Raw genomic sequence first — 16,039 nt, forward strand, 5'->3', positions numbered from 1 at the left:
TACTCGTTCCCGCGGCTCGACCCCGACGGCGAGCGACTCGCGTGGACGACGTGGGACCACCCGCGGATGCCGTGGGACGGCACCGAACTCCACGTCGCCGACGTGGGCGACGACGGCTCCCTCTCCGGGGAGCGCGTGGTTATGGGCGGCCCCGAGGAGTCGGTGTTCCAGCCTGGCTGGAGTCCCGACGGTCGGCTCCACGCCGTCTCGGACCGAACCGGCTGGTGGAACCTCTACGAACTCGACGCCGCGGGCGAGGAGGAGCCGCGGAATCGAACGCCCGAGGACGCGGAGTTCGGCGTCCCGCAGTGGTCGTTCGGCTCGGCGACGTACGCGTTTCTCGACGACGGCCGCGTCGCGGTGCTCCGCAACAGCGACGGCGAGTGGTCGCTCTGTCTGCTCGACGAGGACGACGAACTCCGGGAGGCCGGCCTCCCGTACTCGGCGTACCCTCACGCCCGGATCGCGACCGACGGCGAGGCGCTGGCGTTCGTCGCCGGCGGTCCCGAGACGCCGGCGACCGTCGCGCGCTTGACGGCCGGCGACGACGAACCGACGTCCCTCCAGCAGTCGTTCTCGCTCGATCTGGACGAGGAGATGGTCGCCGAACCCGAGCACGTCGACGTGCCGACCCGCGACGGCGAGACGACCCACGCCTACTACTACCCGCCGACGAACGCCGACGAGCGCGCGCCCGAGGGCGAGGACCCGCCGCTGGTGACGATGGTCCACGGCGGCCCGACGAGCCAGACGCTGCCCGTCGCGGATCTCGCGATCCAGTTCTTCACGACCCGCGGCTTCGCGGTCGCGGACGTGAACTACCGCGGCTCGACCGGCTACGGCCGCGCGTACCGCGACGCGCTGCAGGGCGAGTGGGGGGTGCTCGACACCGCCGACGTGGTCGACACCGCGGAGTACCTCGCGGAGACGGGTCGGGCGAATCCGGACCGCCTCGCGATCACCGGCGGCAGCGCCGGCGGCTACGCGGTGCTCTGTGCGCTGGCGTTCCACGACACGTTCGACGCCGGCGCGAGCCACTACGGCGTCGCGGATCTCGAGGCGCTCGCGACGGGGACCCACAAGTTCGAGTCGCGCTACCTCGACGGGCTGGTCGGCCCGCTGCCCGAGGCGCGAGAGACCTACGAGGAACGGTCGCCGGCGTTCCACGCCGAGGAGATCGACGCGCCGCTGCTGCTCCTACAGGGCGGCGAGGACCGCGTGGTTCCGCAGGAACAGGCCGAGGATATGGTGGACGCGCTGGTCGCGACGGAGACACCCTACGCCTACGCGCTGTTCCCCGAGGAGCGCCACGGTTTCCGGACCGCGGAGGCGAGCCGGCGCGCGCTCGAACTCGAACTCGCGTTCTACGGCCGGACGTTCGGCTTCGAGCCAGCCGACGAGATCCCCGAGATCGGACTCCACGAGGGGCAGCGGTCGGTGCAACGGGTGGAGTAGCGCGGCACCGAGAAAGCAACTTCGCGACCGTTCAGAGCGTCAACGTCGCGTCGGGCATGTTCAGGAACGCGGTCTCGTACCCCTCGTGCCGGGAGACCTGTGGGGGCGTGCCAATGCTGATCGTGAGTTCGTCGCCGGACTCGACACCGTCGACGACCGCGCCGTAGTGGACGCCCAGATCCGGATCCATCCACTCGTAGAGGTAGTCATCGAACACGGTTTCGCCATCACGGGAAAGCGTCGCCGACAGCGACATCAGCGGCAGCGGGAAGCGGTTGTACGGCGTGCGCGGCGAGACCGCGAGGTACTGCTGATCCTCGCTGCCGTCGAAGCGCGCCGCGTCGTCGAGGCTCTGGACCGCCAGCACGGCGTCACCGCTCTCGGTCGTTCCGTGGCCCATCCCGGGCAGGTCGTCGACCACCGGGACCTGCCTCACAGGCACCATGTCCATCTCCATCGGCTCGACGGCGCCGAGCGTCCCCTGCCGGGCCTCGGGGATGTCGGTGAACGGCACCGCCTGCAGTTCGGATCGCTGGTAGTCGATCGTGAACTCGAACTTCGCCGACTCAGTCTCCGCCAGCGAGCCGGTGCGGCGGCTGCTTCCCTCGCCGACCGTGACGGTCACGTCGTACTCGCCCTGCTCGGGGAGTTCGACGTTGTCGCCGAAATGAAAGCCCATGTTCTGGGAGAGCATCGCCCAGGGGTTGAGCCCGCTGACGACCGACTCGCCGTCGCGGGTCACGTCGACCGAGGGGTTCACGTCCGAGGGGACGACGCCGGTCTCGCTGTGCCAGAGGAACGGCATGAGGTGGAGCGCGTCGTCCGAGCCGACCTCGACCTGCGTGGTGTCGCTGCCGGTGATCGTCCAGAAGCGGTGCGGGAAGCTGTACGTCAGCGCACAGCTGTACCCGCCGTCGCTGGCCATCCCGCCCATCAGCATCCCCTCGGTGTGGGTGGGGTAGTAGACGCCGTCGGGGCGGTTCTCCACCAGCGGCGGCTCGCGGTTGCCCGACTGGAGTTCGAACCCCAGACAGCCCGCGACGCTCCCGATACCGGCGGCGCCGACGCCCGCGAGGAACGACCGGCGGGACGGCCTACGCATGGGCCACCTCCGCGTCCTCGGCGGCCTCGGGGTTCGCGGGCGGGAGCGCACGCAGCGAGCGCGGCGGGACGAGGAAGTTCCCCCGGCGGACCGTGTTGATGTACTGGAGGATCCCGTTGTTGGTGCGCTGGCCGACCGCGGAGTTGCGGTCGATCTCCTCGCCGTTCATCGCTTCCCGGGTCGTCACGAAGTCGGCGATCTCGCGCTGCAGCGAGAGGAAGTGGACGCCCGCACGGCCCTGATCGGTCGAGTCGAAGTCCCGGCGCAGGATGATCGGCGCGTCGTCCTCGCGGACGTCGACCATCTTCTGGCCGTGACCGACGACGCCGTCGCTCCGGGCGCTGTCCATCGGATCGGCGCAGTCGTCCATCCGCGGGTCGGTGCCGAGGTTCTCGCCGGTGCCCTCGACGACGTCGTTGTTGGCGTGGTGGGGACAGAACATCTTCGCGACGCGCTGCTTCCGGGTGTCCTGCTCGTACCACTGGTTCAGGTTCAGCGTCAGCGTCGAGAGCTGCTGGGTCGTGCCGCCGGCGAAAGGTCCCTCCTGTATCGTCACGCGGTCCTCGGTGGGCTGGTTCCCCTCGTAGGCGGACTCGAACCCCATGTACAGCGGCGCGTCCTCCGGGACAGGGCCGTCGTCGGGGACGCCGTCGACGTCCTGATTCTCGGCGGGGAGGCCGTCGCCGATGAAGCCGGTCCGGCGCTCGCGGATCGAGAACGCGTCCGTCAGCGCGGCGTCGGGCTGAGAGACGCCGTTGAGTTCGTCGATCTCGCCCTTCAGCGCCTCCTCGGCGCCCATCACGACCTCGCCGTGGTCGCTCGCGAGGTGGACGATCGCGTCGGGGTCGTCGGAGTTCGGGTTCTCGAACGAGGAGAGCGCCCGTGGCTCGGGCAGGTCGACGCTCTCGGGCAGGTCGGCGTCGAAGCGGTCGAAGTAGTACGGCGAGTAGCTGACCGTGAGCAGCAGCCCCGCGGCCGAGCGCTCGTAGGCGCGCTCGACGCCGGTCAGCGCCGCCTCGACGGCCTCGCGCTCGGCGTCGGTCGGCGTCCCGTCGCCGTAGTCCAGCGGGAGCAGCACGCGGTGGCGCGGGTGGTGGTTGTTCCCCTCCTCGGTGGTCGGGAGAAACTCGTTCCAGGCGTGCTGGCGCTCCGGGAACGCGGAACCGGGCTCCTCGGGGCCTCGCGGCACGTCGATCTCCGGCCCCCGGTTCAGACAGGCCGACAGCGCCGCCGCGCCGCCGATCGCGACGGCGGACTTGACGAACTCGCGGCGGTCGATCCCGTGGGAGTCGCTCATACGTGGGGTAGGGGATGGACGGGAAAGTGGGTTCTGGTGCGACTGTCGAAACGCCGCCGAGACCGGCGCTACCCGTCGAGTAGCTCGTCGACCAGCCGGGTGAAGCGGTCGACGAGCCGGTCGCCCGCGTCGGGGTCGACCGTCGCGAGCAGCGACCGCGTGGCCTCGGGATCGACGAGCGAGAGGTGGACCCGGCCGCGATCGTCGCGGCGCTGGTCGACGAGCGCGGCCCCGCGGAGGCGGTCGACGTGGTAGGAGAGCGTGCTCCGGGCGACGTCGAGCCGATCGGCCAGCGCGGCAGCGGGCGTCTCCCCCGCGAGCAGCGCCGCGAGAACTGCTCGGGCGGTCTCCCGCCGGGCCAGCGCGATCCGCTCGCGTTCGCGCTCGTCGTACCCCGGCGGGAAGTAGTGGGTGCGGCCGTACCGCTCGTCGGCGACGACGCTGCCCGCTCGGCGGAGCCGCCGCAGGTGGTACTGGCACTGCCCGCTCGCGAGGTCGAACTCCCGGCCCAGCGCGCTGGCGTGCCGGCCCGGGTGGTCCCGGACGTGCTCGAGCAGTCGCTCACGGATCTCGCTCATCGGTCGTCCCCTCCGTCCTCGTCCCGATCGCTCCCGTCGGCCCGGGTCGCGTCCGAGTACGTCGGCTTGCCGACGAGGTAGACGGCGGCGATCACCAGCGCCGCCATCGACACGTCGAGCGCGTGTTCGAGCGTGTGGTGAAGCCCCGGGCCGATCGTCCCGAGGTAGGCGCCGACGCCGACCGCACTGCGGGCGAGCAGCGTCGACAGCGCCAGCGCGATCAGCAGGTAGCGCCGCGAGCGCCGCCGGACGAACGCCGCGATCGCGACGCCGGCGACCACGGCGGTCAGGGCGGCCGCCAGCGAGAGCAGGACGAACATCGCGGGGTCCTGCCCGTGGACGCCGGCCGCGAGCGGGGCGCCGATCCCGGAGAGCATCACCCCCGTTTGCGCCTCGACGGGCATACCCCTCTCGGTCCCGCGTCGACGGCCGGCAACCGCCCCGGCCCGTACGACCGATATGGGCCTTCGACCCGACCCACGGGAATGTCCGACCACGAGGTGACGGGCGACGTACGACGAGGACGGCACCCTTGCGGCGTCGATCACCTCGACGTGCGGCTACGGCGGAACGGGTCCAGACAGCAGAAGAGCGCTGAGCGCGCCGCTCAGTCGTCGGCGAGCGGGGCGCCGTGTTCGGTGTCGGGTTTGTTGCGCAGACACGCCGAGAGGTGGCCGTTCCCGTGGTCGGTCTCCTCGGGTTCCTCCTCCTCACAGGGCGTGGTGAACGTCGAGAGCTCGTCCTCGGCCGTCTCGATCTCGCCGTCGGTGAGCGCGTCGAGCGCGCGGTCGACGATCGCCTCGGCGTCGTCGTCGGCGAGCGTCTCGGGGAGCTCGAACTCCATCCTGAGTTCGTCCTCGACCGTCTCGTCGTCGACGACCGACGGGTCGGCGTCGGGCGGGGAGAGCGCCTCCCGGATCCCCTCGGGGTCGATCTCGCCGGCCCGAACCTTATCCCGGAACGTCAGCAGCGCCCGCCAGTCCTCCTGTTCGAGGTCGTACTCGTCGGACTGGATCACCATGTGACAGCGCGTGTGGAACTTACAGCCCGACGGCGGGGAGATGGGGCTGGGGACCGTCCCCTTGAGTTCGATGTTCTCGCGCTGGTCCGACGGGTCCGGCCGCGGGATCGCCGACAGCAGCGCCTCGGTGTAGGGGTGCTGGGGGTTCGAGAACACCTCGTCGGTGTCGCCGATCTCGACGATCTCGCCCAGATACATCACCGCCACGCGGTCACAGACCTCCCGGACGACGCTCATGTCGTGGCTGATGAACAGCATCGAGAGGCCGAACTCCTCCTGAATGTCGTTCAGAAGCGAGAGGATCTCCGCGCGGATCGACACGTCGAGCGCGGAGACCGGCTCGTCGGCCACGATGAACTCGGGGTTGAGCACGAGCGCGCGCGCCAGCGCGATGCGCTGTTTCTGCCCGCCGGAGAACTCGTGGGGGTAGCGGTCGTAGTAGTCCGCCTCGAGTCCAACGCGTTCGAGCAGGTCCTCGACGATCTCCCGGCGGCGCTGCTTGTCGGTCATCCCGTGGACCATCAGCAGCTCCGCGACCGACCGCCCGACGGTCATCCGCGGGTCGAGGCTGGAGGAAGGGTCCTGGAAGATCATCTGGGCGTCCCGGCGGAACGCCTTGAGCTCCTCGTCGTCGAACTTCGTCACGTCGTTGGGGTGGGTGCCGTCGGCGTTCCGCTCGCGGCCGGCGCGGCCGCCGCCGTTGAAGATGACCTCGCCGTCGGTGGCCTCCTCCAGCCGGATGATCGAGGACGCCGCGGTCGACTTCCCGCAGCCGGACTCGCCGACGAGGCCGAGGGTCTCCCCCTCGGCGATGTCGAAGCTGATCCCGTCGACGGCCTTGGCGGCGCCGACCTGCCGGGAGAGCACCCCCTCGGTGATCGGGTAGTGCTTCTTCAGGTTCCGGACGGAGACCAGCGGTTCGTCAGTCACTGGTGACACCCCCGGTGGTCGCGCCGTCGTCCTGAACGATCTCCTCTTTCACCGTCGAGGGATCGTACCCCTGCTGGTAGTGGACACACGAGACGGCGTGGGTGTCCGACAGCGGCTCCTCCGGCGGCTGCTCCCCGGCGGTGCACTCCTCGACCGCGTAGTCACACCGCGGCGCGAACCGGCAGCCGTCGGGCGGGTTGATCGGCGAGGGGAGCGTCCCCGGGATCCCCTCCGCGGCGCGGGCCTGCCCGGGCAGACACTCGAGCAGCGCACGCGTGTACGGGTGGGAGGGGTCCTCGAAGATCTCGGTGACGGTGCCCCGTTCCATCACCTTCCCGGCGTACATCACGACGACGTGGTCGGCGATGCCGGCGACGACCCCGAGGTCGTGGGTGACGAAGAGGATGGACATGTTGTACTCCTCCTGCAGGTCCTCGAGCAGGTTCAGAATCTGGGCCTGCACCGTCACGTCCAGCGCGGTCGTCGGCTCGTCGGCGATCAGCAGGTCGGGATTGGTGACCAGCGCCATCGCGATCATCACGCGCTGTTTCTGGCCGCCGGAGAACTCGTGGGGGTAGTCGTCCAGCCGGGCGGCCGCGTTGGCGACGCCCACGTCGTTGAGCAGTTCGACCGCGCGCTCGCGGGCCTCCTGCTTGGAGACGTCCGGCTCGTGGGTCTGGACCGCCTCGACGATCTGCCAGCCGACCGTGTAGCAGTGGTTGAGCGCGTCCTGTGGGTTCTGGAATATGTGGGCGATCCGCCCGCCGCGGATCTCCTCCAGTTCGGACTCGCTCATCGTCGTGACCTCCTGCCCGTCGAACTTCACGCTCCCGGAGACCTCGCCCGGGGGCGTCGGGACGATACGCGTGATCGACTCGCTGGCGACGGTCTTTCCCGATCCCGACTCGCCGACGAGACACACCGTCTCGCCGCGGGGGATCTCGAAGTCGATACCGTCGACGGCGACGAGCGTTCCCTTGTCCGTCGTAAACTCCGTCGTGAGTCCTTCGACCGTGAGTAGTGGTTCGTCTGTCATCATTCTGACTCCGCGTCGGCTTCGGGGTTCAGTGCGTCGAGGAGGGCGTCCCCGAGGAAGTTGAACGCCAAGATGGTGAAGAAGAGGAACATCCCGGGCGCCAGCGTGATCCACGGGGCGAACCCGAGGTCGCTCCGGCCCGCGGAGATCAGCTGTCCCCACGAGGGGACCGCCGAGTCACCGAGGCCGAGGAACGCGAGCTGTGCCTCCGCGAGGATGAACGCCGGCACCAGCAGCGTGATGTTGGTGATGATGCTGCTCGCGCTGTTGGGCACGATGTGGGCCCGGATGATCCGGTAGGTGCTCGCGCCGCTGAGCTGGGTCGCCTTGATGTACTCCTCCTCCGTCTTCGCGAGCGCGTTGCTCCGCACGTAGCGTGCGGTCCCCTCCCAGGCGAACAGCCCGAAGAGGACGATGAACAGGAACAGCCCGCCGCCCCAGATGTAGAGGATCAGCAGGTAGAGGATGAACGTCGGGAACGACTGCTGGATGTCGACCCAGCGCATCAGCACCTCGTCGACGAGGCCGCCCGCGTACGCCGACACCGTCCCGACGGCGGTCCCGACGGTGATGACGATCAGCGTCGCGATGAAGCCGATCTTCATGCTGATCTGCATCCCGTAGATGATGATCTTGAAGATATCCTTGCCGTTCTGGGTCGTCCCCAGCGGGTACTGCATCGTCCCCTGACAGGCGCCGTCGACGACCGGCCCGACACAGTTGATCGGGTAGTTCTGGGAGATCTCCATGAACACCGGCGGCTGGTACTTCAGGAACAGTTCCGACTCCGGCGCCGGGATCACGATCGGCCCCAGCACGCCGATGACGAAGATGAAGATCAGCCAGCCCAGGCTCACCATCGCCGGGCGGTTGCGCTTCATCTCCCGCCAGTAGTACTTCGTCATCCGGGCGTTCTGGTACAGCGGCAGCACCACGTAGAACCCGAACAGCACCAGCGACACCGCGAACAGCCAGTCGAGCTGGGTCACGTCGTAGTTCCAGCCGATCGGCGCGAACGTCGGCGTGTACTGCCCACCCAGATCGAGGCCGAGCATGCTGTCGTAGCTGCCGGTCACCAGGAAGTGATCGTACAGCATCAACAGCACCAGCACGCCCAGCGACACGACGGTGCCGAGGAAGTTCACCGACAGCTCGCGGTCGGACTCCTCGGTGATCTGGTCCCAGTCGACTTGATCGAAGGTAGCTCTGTCCGTCGCCATTATCGGTCCTCGAAGCTGATCCGCGGGTCGAGCATCGTGTACACCAGGTCCTGTAGCAGGTTCCCGATGGTCGCGACGAAGGTGAAGAACAGGGTCGAGCCGAGCACGAGGCTCGTGTCCTGCGAAGTGATCGCTCGGAACAGCGTCGTCCCGAGTCCGGGGATGCTGAACACCACCTCGACCAGCAGCGAGGCGCCGGTGAACAGCGCCAGCAGCTGGCTCACCATCGTCGTCGACAGCGGTACCATCGTCGGACGGAGGATGTGCTGGAAGTAGATCTTGTACGTCGACACCCCCTTCGCCCGCGCGGTCTTGACGAAGTCAGCGTTGACGTACTCGGCGGACTCGTTCCGCGAGACGCGCATGATCCCGCCGATCGAACCCGTGACCAGCACGAACACCGGCACCGACAGCTGGATCGCGTTCTCGACGCTGAACACCCCCACGTCGGTGTTGTATATCACGGGGATCCATCCCAACGTCACCCCGAATATCAGCAACAGGATGATCCCGAAGAAGAAGTTCGGGATCGCATAGCCGAAGAAGGCGAAGCCTGTCGCGACGTGGTCCTTCCAGCTGTACTGGTTAGCTGCCGAGTACAGCCCCACGAGCGGGCCGATCAAGATAGTCAAGATCGTCCACGGGACCGAGTACTGGGCGGTGTAGTAGAGCGCCTCGAGTAGCGCCGCCGTCACCGGTTGGTTGCGACTGTCGGACCACCCCCAGTGCAACGTGTAGATGCCGACGACGTAGTCCATGTAGCGCACGTGTGCCGGGCGGTCGAGTCCCAACCGTTCCTCGGCACGCTCGGCCGCCTCTTCGGGGTTGTCACCGGCGAGCGCCGCTTGTGTCACTGCCTGCTGGACGTTGGGGTTCGGCGCCGCCATCATCAACCCCCAGGTGATCGAGACGATGATGAACGTCACGATGGCCGCCCACGCGACCCGTCGGACGATGTACCATTCCATTCCCATATGTTAGATCCTCATGTGTGTCTGTCTCCGAAATCGCTGTATCCGCTGGCGACAACCGTCACCGCCGTCGATCCACTGGTGCCGGTTGTCACACTGGGTGTGTCTCTGTACCGCATCTCGAACAATGTGTGTTTCGGTAGCCGACCCGTGACTCCCGAAAGAATTCACCGCCGTCGGTGATCAGCCCTGCCGGTACCAGGCCGGGAAGTCCCAGCCGCTGAAGAAGTCCTCGATGGGCCCTTCGATGTCTGCGGCGTAGCCGACGGTGTCGGCACTGAACGTCAGCATCCCGATCGGCTGCGCTTGGTTGAGGTTGATGAAGATCTCCTCCATCGCCTCGGCGAGCTCCTCCCGGCTGGTCGCGTTGTTCGCCTGCTGGTACAGGCCTTCGGCGTCCCACTGCGGGTAGTACCCCTGCGGGTTCGTGCTCCCGTCCTGCAGGAAGAACACGTCGCTGACCGTCGGGTTGAGCGGGTAGGTGTTGTAGCCGTAGATGACGCTCATGTCCCAGGACTCGGCGCTGGTCACGTCACGCGGGCCGCGGTTGAACGGGCCGGCGTTCCACTCGGTTTCGCCCTCGGGCGCCTCCTGCTGGAAGTAGTTGGTCAGGAACTGCGAGGACTGGGTCGCCGTCGTCTCGACGACGATCCCCGCGTTCTCCTCGTACTCCTGGGCAATGAACTCCGCGAGGGACTGGTTGGTGTTCGACGACGCCGAGTGGTGCAGCGTGATCGTACACTGATCGCCCTCGGGGTTGAGCAGGCGGCCCTGCCCGTCGTAGCTGTAGTCGGTGTCCTCGATCGCGTCCTGGATGCGGCTCTGGGCCGGCTCGGGACCGTAGAGGTCCCCCGTCCCGAACTCCTCGATCGCGGAGTCGTCCTCGGGGTAGAACGTGGACCACTCGGGCTGGAACGTGTACGCCGGGTCCGCGAAGCCGCGGTAGATCCCCTCGACGACCTGGTTCTTGCTCACGGCACAGGCGAGGCCCTGTCGGAACGACTTGTCGCGGAAGAGGTTGCCCGGGCCGGTGTTCCAGCCGTTGTCACGCATGTTCCAGGTGATGAGGCTCTGGAACGGCGTCGGCGTGATGTTCACGTCGACGCTTTCCATCTCCTGGAACTCCGAGACGCGGTTCGGCGGGAGGCCGGCCACGTCGGACTCGCCCGTCTCGAGGGCGCCGAGCCGGGAGGCCTCCTCCTGGACGACCTGGGACTCGATCCCCTCGAAGTACGGCGCCTCCTCGAACAGCGGGTCCACGTCGGTCGCCTCGCGGAGGTAGTACTCGTCGTTGCGCGAGAAGATCTGCTCGCTGCCCCGGTTCCACTCGTCGAGCTGGTAGGCGCCGAGGTTCCCGGTGAACGTGAGTTCGAGCAGGTCCTCGTCCTCCTGGAGACCCTGGGCGTCCTCCTCGGCAACGTACGGCTCCATGATCTCCTTGGGGATCGGGTACAGCAGCGGTTCGTAGGACTCGGGGTAGAGCACGTTCGGCCCCGGGAGCTCGATCTGGAACTCCAGCTCGCCGGTCTGCTCGATGTTGTACTCCGACGGCCAGTTGGGCGCGTCGGGAGTGCCGGCCCAGCCGCCCTGGTGAATCTCCTGCACCTGGTAGACGAAGTCCTCGGCGGTCACCTGCCGCTCGTACTCGCCGCCGAACATGAGGTTGTCACGGAGCTCCGCGACCCAGACCTCCCCGTTGTCCGAGGAGAGGTCGTAGAGCTGCGGGAGGTACTCCGTGCCGGGCATGAACGTGTACCCCATGTCCAGCGTGTAGCCGATCAGCGTGCCGACCCCGTCCACGTTGTTGTAGAGCGGGTTGAGCGTCGACGCCGCGTTGGCGATCGTTCGGCGGTACGGGCCGGTCCGCTCGGGAAGCTCCTGACGCGGCGTCCCCGTCTCGGTCGGCTCGTCGGTCGCTCCGGGATCGACCTCGGTCGCGCTCTCGGTCGGCGTATCGGTGCTGCCGCCGTCCGTACAGCCGGCAAGACCGGCCGCGCCAGCAATTCCGAGACCCTGTAGCCACCGTCGACGGTTCATCTTCGGGTGGCCGTCGTCACCATGCTTGGTAAGGTCAGACATGTGCTCTGCGTATTGCCGGAAACCCAATATAAAACTGTCGTTCAGTACCATGGTTGCTTTACTCATAGGTACTCCCTATATATCGTCGGCCGACACGCCGCGGGGCCGACGGCGGCCGAGCGGTTAACGCCCCGCCGAACGCGGTCACGAGGAACTCCACCTGCTCGGTCTTCTCCTCGGAGGCAACGAGTCCGACGTCGTAGGCCCCGGCGGAGCGCCTCGGTCGCGACGGTCCGGTCGAACGTGCCCCTTCGACTGGCGATCGCGACCGTTCCCCCTCGTCGGTGAGGTCGGCTGCCCGCCGGTGGACTCTCATTGGGTGTACTGGCCGCTCTCGGGAGTGAGGGGTGGCGTACGCGACGATGGACCGCTGGCGCCGTGGCGTCGTCGACCCCTCCCACTTCCAGCCCCCCACATACCGTGGGGGATTTATCCCAGATGTGTCGATAGGGCGCCTCTATCCCGCGGTTTCTAAGAAATTGAGAATCGGCATCCCCCCATATATCCCTCCGGTGCCATGTTCCAGATGTGATCGACGATGACCTCCGTTCCCACCACTACCCGACGGCGCGTGTTGCAGAGTCTCGGCGCGGCCGGCGCGACGGCCGCAGCCGGCTGTATCTCGGCCCCCCCGGCTGAGGAAGAGACGACGGAGACGACCCCCCAATCCCCGAAGATGAACGGAAAACAATCGATCGACACCGAGCGAGTCGCGGCGAACCCGACGGCGATCCCGAACCCGATCGACCGCGACAGCCCGAAGACCGTCAGCGTGGAGCTGACCACCCTCGAACAGGTGGCGGAGGTCGAGCCCGGCGTCACCTACACGTACATGAGCTTCGACGGGCGGATTCCGGGGCCGATGATCCGGGCCCGCGTCGGCGACCACGTCGAGATGACCGTCACGAACGACGAGTCGAACTCGATGCCCCACAACATCGACCTGCACGCCGTCCGCGGGCCGGGCGGCGGCGCCGAGGCGACGACGGTCGCCCCGGGGGAGACGAAGTCGTTCACGTTCAAGGCCACCTACCCCGGCCTGTTCACGTACCACTGCGCGGTGCCGAACATGGACTACCACATCTCCAGCGGGATGTTCGGGGCCATCCTGATCGAGCCGGAGGAGGGGCTGCCCGAGGTCGACCACGAGTTCTACCTCGGCCAGCACGAGCTCTACACCACCGGTGACCACGGCGAGGAGGGCCACCACGACTTCGACTTCGAGGCGATGAAGGACGAGGAGCCGACGTACGTCCTCATCAACGGCGAGAAGTACGCCATCGGTCCCGACGGCTACAACGAGATGCAGATGGAGACGGGGGAGACCGCCCGCGTCTACTACGTGGTCGGCGGGCCGAACCTCGACAGTTCGCTCCACCCGATCGGCTCGGTCTGGGACGAGGTGTACCCACAGGGCGGCATCGGCAGCGACGTCCACCGGAACATCCAGACGACGCCGGTCAAGCCGGGATCGGCGACGATCACGTCGCTGCACACGCCCGTTCCGGGGCCGATCAAGATCGTCGACCACGCGCTCACCCGAGTGGGTCGGAAGGGCGCGCTGGCCGTCATCGACGTTCAGGGCGAGCCCAACCCCGACGTGTTCGACGCCGGGACGGAGACCAGCGGCGGGAGTCAGGGTCCCGCCGAGTTCGACGGCTGGTTCGACGACGTCGAGAACGACGACGGCGTCGTCGACCGGACCGGCGAGGACGAGGTGACCGTACAGGTCGGCTCGCAGGCCAACGGCGGCGCGTTCGGCTTCGGTCCGGCCGCCATCTCGGTTTCGTCCGGGACGACGGTGACCTGGAAGTGGACCGGCGACGGCGGCAGCCACGACGTGCAGGCCGACGACGGCTCCTTCGCGAGCGACCTCACCGACGAGGGCGGCCACACGTTCAGCCACACGTTCGACAGCACGGGGACGACGAAGTACTACTGCATGCCCCACAAGACGATGGGGATGAAGGGCGCCGTCGTCGTCGAGTAAACTGCCGCACTCCCTTTTCAGCGCGGTCCGGGCGCGACAGCGAGTTCGTCTCAGCCATCCTGACCTTCCGACACGGCAGAAACATTCAGGGTCGGTGAGGCCGTAGCCACGGCCGTAATGACCTTCGAACTCACGTGGTACGGCCACTCGACCTGGGCAGTGACCGTCGACGACACCGAGCTCCTGATCGATCCGTTCTTCGACAACCCCAAGACCGACACCGATCCGGAGGAGCTCGACCCGGATCACGTCCTCATCACGCACGGGCACGCCGACCACATCGGCGACGTCGACCGCTTCGGAGGGAGCCACTTCGTCTCCACGCCCGAGATCACGGGGTATCTCGCGGACAACTACGGCATCGAGGAGTCGACGGGGATGAACCTCGGCGGCACGGTCGAACTCGGCGACGCGTTCGTCACGATGGTCCGCGCCGACCACACCAACGGTCTCGACACGGGCTACGGCGCCTCCGGCGGGATGCCCGCCGGCTTCGTGATCAGCGACAAGAAGCCCACACAGGAGTCCGACGCCGACACCACCACGTTCTACCACGCCGGCGACACGTCGCTGCACTCCGAGATGCGGGACGTGATCGGGACGTTCCTCGAACCCGACGCCGCCGCGGTGCCTGTCGGGGATCACTTCACGATGGGGCCGGCACAGGCCGCGGTCGCGGTCGACTGGATCGACGTCGACGTGGCGTTCCCGATGCACTACGACACCTTCCCGCCGATCGAGATCGACACCGACGAGTTCGTCCGCGAGGTGAAGGCGACGGGCAGCGACGCCGACGTGGTCGTCCTCGACGGCGACGAGAGCTACACGCTGGCCGAGTGACGGCCGGCGGACCGACAGCCGGCGGGCGGCGGGCCGGCCGGGGCAGTAAGGTTTAGGCCCCGAACGGTCCAACCCTCGGCCGCGATGAGCAAACAAGTCACCACTGTCTCCGAGGACGGCTACGCCTCTACGACCGAGATCCGCGACTTCTCCGTCGACATCGACCCCGGCGGCGAGTCCGCGCCCGACACGCTGGAGTCGTTGCTCGCCTCCTACGGCGCCTGCTACGTTCCGGCGCTGCGCGTCGGCGCCAAGCAGCGCGACGTTGGCGAACTCGGCGAGATCGAGCTCTCGATCACGGGCGAACTCAACGACGACGACAAGCTGGAGAGCATCCACTTCGACATCGCCGTCGGCGCCGACGTGACGGAAGCGGAGGGCGAGGAGGCGATCGACCGCGCGTTCGACCTCTGTAAGGTCCACGACGCGCTCAAGAGCGACCTCCACGCGGAGACGACGTTCGAAGGCGACGCGTTCTGAGGCGGGTCAGCGTTCGACCACGAGGGTCGTCTCGCGGCGGTCGACCGTCGTCGTCCGCTCGCGGGCGTCCGCATCCCGTCGCCGGTACTCGGCGTAGGTCATCACCTCGCCGTCGGCGATGACGAGGTCGGTGCCGACCGGCGACAGGTCCGGCCCCTGATCTCGCGACGCCTCGTCGCGAACGACGGGCGGTGTGGTACTCGTGCCCATACACGGAGAGTGCGACGGGTCGGAGATAAATCTTTCCCGAAAACACCCCGCAGCGGGCGTCTGAACTGGTTTTCTTGCTCCCCCGCTCTCGGGTGAAGGCTTTTGCTCTCAGGGGTCCCACCCACGAACGTGTCGGCACTCGAGATCCACCTCAACCGAGAGCGCCCCCGCGCCATCGACGCGCCGGCGTCGTTCGTGGCCGACGGCCCGTTCGACGTGGCGCTCGTGAACCACGGCGGCGGGGCGCACGTCCACCTCGCGCTCGACGAGTCGCTGGCACGGGCGGCGAAACTCCGGGCGGAGACGGAGTACGTCGATCGGGAGACGACCGCCCGCGTCGGGGTGGATATCGCCGACGTCGACCAGCCAGTCACGGGGACGCTCACGGTTTCCACCGGCTACGGGAACGAGGCCGAGCACGTCGACCTCCGGGTCGAGCCGTCCCGCGCCGAGGGATACGGGATCGACGTCGACGAGGATCTCGGGCAGCCACAGTCGGAACCGTCGATCCGGGAGGCGCTCGACGCCGAGTCGGTCGGCCTGTTGGTGCTCGCCGGCGGTGCGCTGCTGGCTGCGGTCCTCGTCGCCGTGCTGATCGAGAGTGCGGTCGTCGTCGCCGCCGCGGCGTTCGTCGCACTGGTCACCGTCGTCGGGGTCGTCGTGGCGTTGACGTGATTAGTTGTCGGGAGTCGGAGTTTTTCTCGGTCGTTGACTGCTGGGACGGCAACCGCGACAGCAACTCTATCGTTGACCACTTGCGACCGCAGTGCGCCGGACACGAGGCCCGCCATCAGAAATCATAGATTTCTGATTGGCAGACGAGAGCTTCG

General features: G+C 67.7%; 14 protein-coding genes and 2 pseudogenes. 6 read left to right on the forward strand and 10 right to left on the reverse strand.

All coding sequences use genetic code 11. The features are described from left to right. On the forward strand, positions 1-1,455 hold a 1,455-nt coding region (locus tag ACFR9S_RS02570), incomplete at its 5' end, for a S9 family peptidase (RefSeq protein WP_379818005.1). Positions 1,456-1,486: 31 nt separating this feature from the next. Here ACFR9S_RS02570 and ACFR9S_RS02575 read toward each other — a convergent pair. The 9 genes from ACFR9S_RS02575 to ACFR9S_RS02615 all read right to left on the reverse strand — a co-directional run bounded on the left by ACFR9S_RS02575 (position 1,487) and on the right by ACFR9S_RS02615 (position 11,689). Next, entirely contained in the window at positions 1,487-2,557 is a 1,071-nt protein-coding gene (locus ACFR9S_RS02575) for a DUF7350 domain-containing protein (RefSeq protein ID WP_379732389.1), read from the reverse strand. After that, on the reverse strand, positions 2,550-3,854 hold the full coding sequence (locus tag ACFR9S_RS02580) for a DUF7405 family protein (RefSeq protein ID WP_379818006.1): 1,305 nt from the start codon (positions 3,852-3,854) through the stop codon (positions 2,550-2,552). The genes ACFR9S_RS02575 and ACFR9S_RS02580 overlap by 8 nt, the downstream gene beginning before the upstream one ends. Positions 3,855-3,922: 68 nt before the next feature. After that, entirely contained in the window at positions 3,923-4,432 is a 510-nt protein-coding gene (locus tag ACFR9S_RS02585; RefSeq protein ID WP_379818007.1) for a winged helix-turn-helix transcriptional regulator, read from the reverse strand. Next, positions 4,429-4,836: a DUF7471 family protein gene (locus ACFR9S_RS02590; RefSeq protein ID WP_379818008.1), complete on the reverse strand. Its 408-nt coding sequence runs from the start codon at positions 4,834-4,836 to the stop codon at positions 4,429-4,431. The genes ACFR9S_RS02585 and ACFR9S_RS02590 overlap by 4 nt, the downstream gene beginning before the upstream one ends. Before the next feature lie 203 nt (positions 4,837-5,039). Further along, a complete protein-coding gene (locus tag ACFR9S_RS02595) occupies positions 5,040-6,383 on the reverse strand; it encodes an ABC transporter ATP-binding protein (RefSeq protein ID WP_379730845.1) in 1,344 nt (447 codons plus the stop codon). Further along, positions 6,376-7,422 carry an ABC transporter ATP-binding protein gene (locus tag ACFR9S_RS02600; RefSeq protein WP_379730846.1) on the reverse strand — a complete coding sequence of 349 codons (1,047 nt, stop codon included), beginning with the start codon at positions 7,420-7,422 and terminating at the stop codon, positions 6,376-6,378. The genes ACFR9S_RS02595 and ACFR9S_RS02600 overlap by 8 nt, the downstream gene beginning before the upstream one ends. After that, positions 7,419-8,639 (reverse strand): ABC transporter permease, encoded by a 1,221-nt coding sequence (locus ACFR9S_RS02605; RefSeq protein WP_379730847.1) that lies wholly within the window; start codon positions 8,637-8,639, stop codon positions 7,419-7,421. The genes ACFR9S_RS02600 and ACFR9S_RS02605 overlap by 4 nt, the downstream gene beginning before the upstream one ends. Beyond that, the gene (locus ACFR9S_RS02610; RefSeq protein ID WP_379730848.1) at positions 8,639-9,613 is read right to left on the reverse strand and encodes an ABC transporter permease; all 975 of its coding nucleotides are present in this window, start codon (positions 9,611-9,613) and stop codon (positions 8,639-8,641) included. The genes ACFR9S_RS02605 and ACFR9S_RS02610 overlap by 1 nt, the downstream gene beginning before the upstream one ends. Before the next feature lie 180 nt (positions 9,614-9,793). Next, positions 9,794-11,689 carry an ABC transporter substrate-binding protein gene (locus ACFR9S_RS02615; RefSeq protein ID WP_379730849.1) on the reverse strand — a complete coding sequence of 632 codons (1,896 nt, stop codon included), beginning with the start codon at positions 11,687-11,689 and terminating at the stop codon, positions 9,794-9,796. Between the two features lie 538 nt (positions 11,690-12,227). Between ACFR9S_RS02615 and nirK the strand changes: the two are divergent. The 4 genes and pseudogenes from nirK to ACFR9S_RS02635 all read left to right on the forward strand — a co-directional run. Continuing rightward, positions 12,228-13,298, forward strand: a pseudogene (nirK, locus tag ACFR9S_RS02620) (copper-containing nitrite reductase); the annotation flags it as partial. 39 nt (positions 13,299-13,337) lie between these two features. Further along, positions 13,338-13,679 (forward strand): annotated as a pseudogene (locus ACFR9S_RS02625) (halocyanin domain-containing protein); the annotation flags it as partial. 117 nt (positions 13,680-13,796) lie between these two features. Then, positions 13,797-14,519, forward strand: coding sequence for a metal-dependent hydrolase (locus ACFR9S_RS02630; protein ID WP_379730850.1), 723 nt, complete (start codon positions 13,797-13,799; stop codon positions 14,517-14,519). A gap of 84 nt (positions 14,520-14,603) precedes the next feature. Then, positions 14,604-14,999 (forward strand): OsmC family protein, encoded by a 396-nt coding sequence (locus tag ACFR9S_RS02635; RefSeq protein ID WP_379730851.1) that lies wholly within the window; start codon positions 14,604-14,606, stop codon positions 14,997-14,999. 6 nt (positions 15,000-15,005) lie between these two features. On the opposite strand, the gene ACFR9S_RS02640 is transcribed toward ACFR9S_RS02635, so the two are convergent. Continuing rightward, on the reverse strand, positions 15,006-15,209 hold the full coding sequence (locus ACFR9S_RS02640) for a hypothetical protein (protein WP_379730852.1): 204 nt from the start codon (positions 15,207-15,209) through the stop codon (positions 15,006-15,008). 129 nt (positions 15,210-15,338) lie between these two features. On the opposite strand from ACFR9S_RS02640, the gene ACFR9S_RS02645 reads away from it, so the two are divergent. Continuing rightward, complete coding sequence (locus ACFR9S_RS02645; protein WP_379730853.1) at positions 15,339-15,884, forward strand: DUF7524 family protein; 546 nt, start codon at positions 15,339-15,341, stop codon at positions 15,882-15,884. The last annotated feature ends 155 nt before the right edge of the window (positions 15,885-16,039 follow it).

It is taken from the genome of Halolamina salina (assembly GCF_042678005.1).
Taxonomy (GTDB): domain Archaea; phylum Halobacteriota; class Halobacteria; order Halobacteriales; family Haloferacaceae; genus Halolamina; species Halolamina salina.

What these genes read in the sequence shown, in the direction of transcription:
- ACFR9S_RS02575 (WP_379732389.1), bottom strand. Translation starts at nt 2,557, where the DNA reads ATGCGTAGGCCGTCCCGCCGGTCGTTCCTCGCGGGCGTCGGCGCCGCC.
- ACFR9S_RS02580 (WP_379818006.1), bottom strand. Translation starts at nt 3,854, where the DNA reads ATGAGCGACTCCCACGGGATCGACCGCCGCGAGTTCGTCAAGTCCGCC.
- ACFR9S_RS02585 (WP_379818007.1), bottom strand. Translation starts at nt 4,432, where the DNA reads ATGAGCGAGATCCGTGAGCGACTGCTCGAGCACGTCCGGGACCACCCG.
- ACFR9S_RS02590 (WP_379818008.1), bottom strand. Translation starts at nt 4,836, where the DNA reads ATGCCCGTCGAGGCGCAAACGGGGGTGATGCTCTCCGGGATCGGCGCC.
- ACFR9S_RS02600 (WP_379730846.1), bottom strand. Translation starts at nt 7,422, where the DNA reads ATGATGACAGACGAACCACTACTCACGGTCGAAGGACTCACGACGGAG.
- ACFR9S_RS02605 (WP_379730847.1), bottom strand. Translation starts at nt 8,639, where the DNA reads ATGGCGACGGACAGAGCTACCTTCGATCAAGTCGACTGGGACCAGATC.
- ACFR9S_RS02610 (WP_379730848.1), bottom strand. Translation starts at nt 9,613, where the DNA reads ATGGGAATGGAATGGTACATCGTCCGACGGGTCGCGTGGGCGGCCATC.
- ACFR9S_RS02615 (WP_379730849.1), bottom strand. Translation starts at nt 11,689, where the DNA reads ATGTCTGACCTTACCAAGCATGGTGACGACGGCCACCCGAAGATGAAC.
- ACFR9S_RS02630 (WP_379730850.1), top strand. Translation starts at nt 13,797, where the DNA reads ATGACCTTCGAACTCACGTGGTACGGCCACTCGACCTGGGCAGTGACC.
- ACFR9S_RS02635 (WP_379730851.1), top strand. Translation starts at nt 14,604, where the DNA reads ATGAGCAAACAAGTCACCACTGTCTCCGAGGACGGCTACGCCTCTACG.
- ACFR9S_RS02640 (WP_379730852.1), bottom strand. Translation starts at nt 15,209, where the DNA reads ATGGGCACGAGTACCACACCGCCCGTCGTTCGCGACGAGGCGTCGCGA.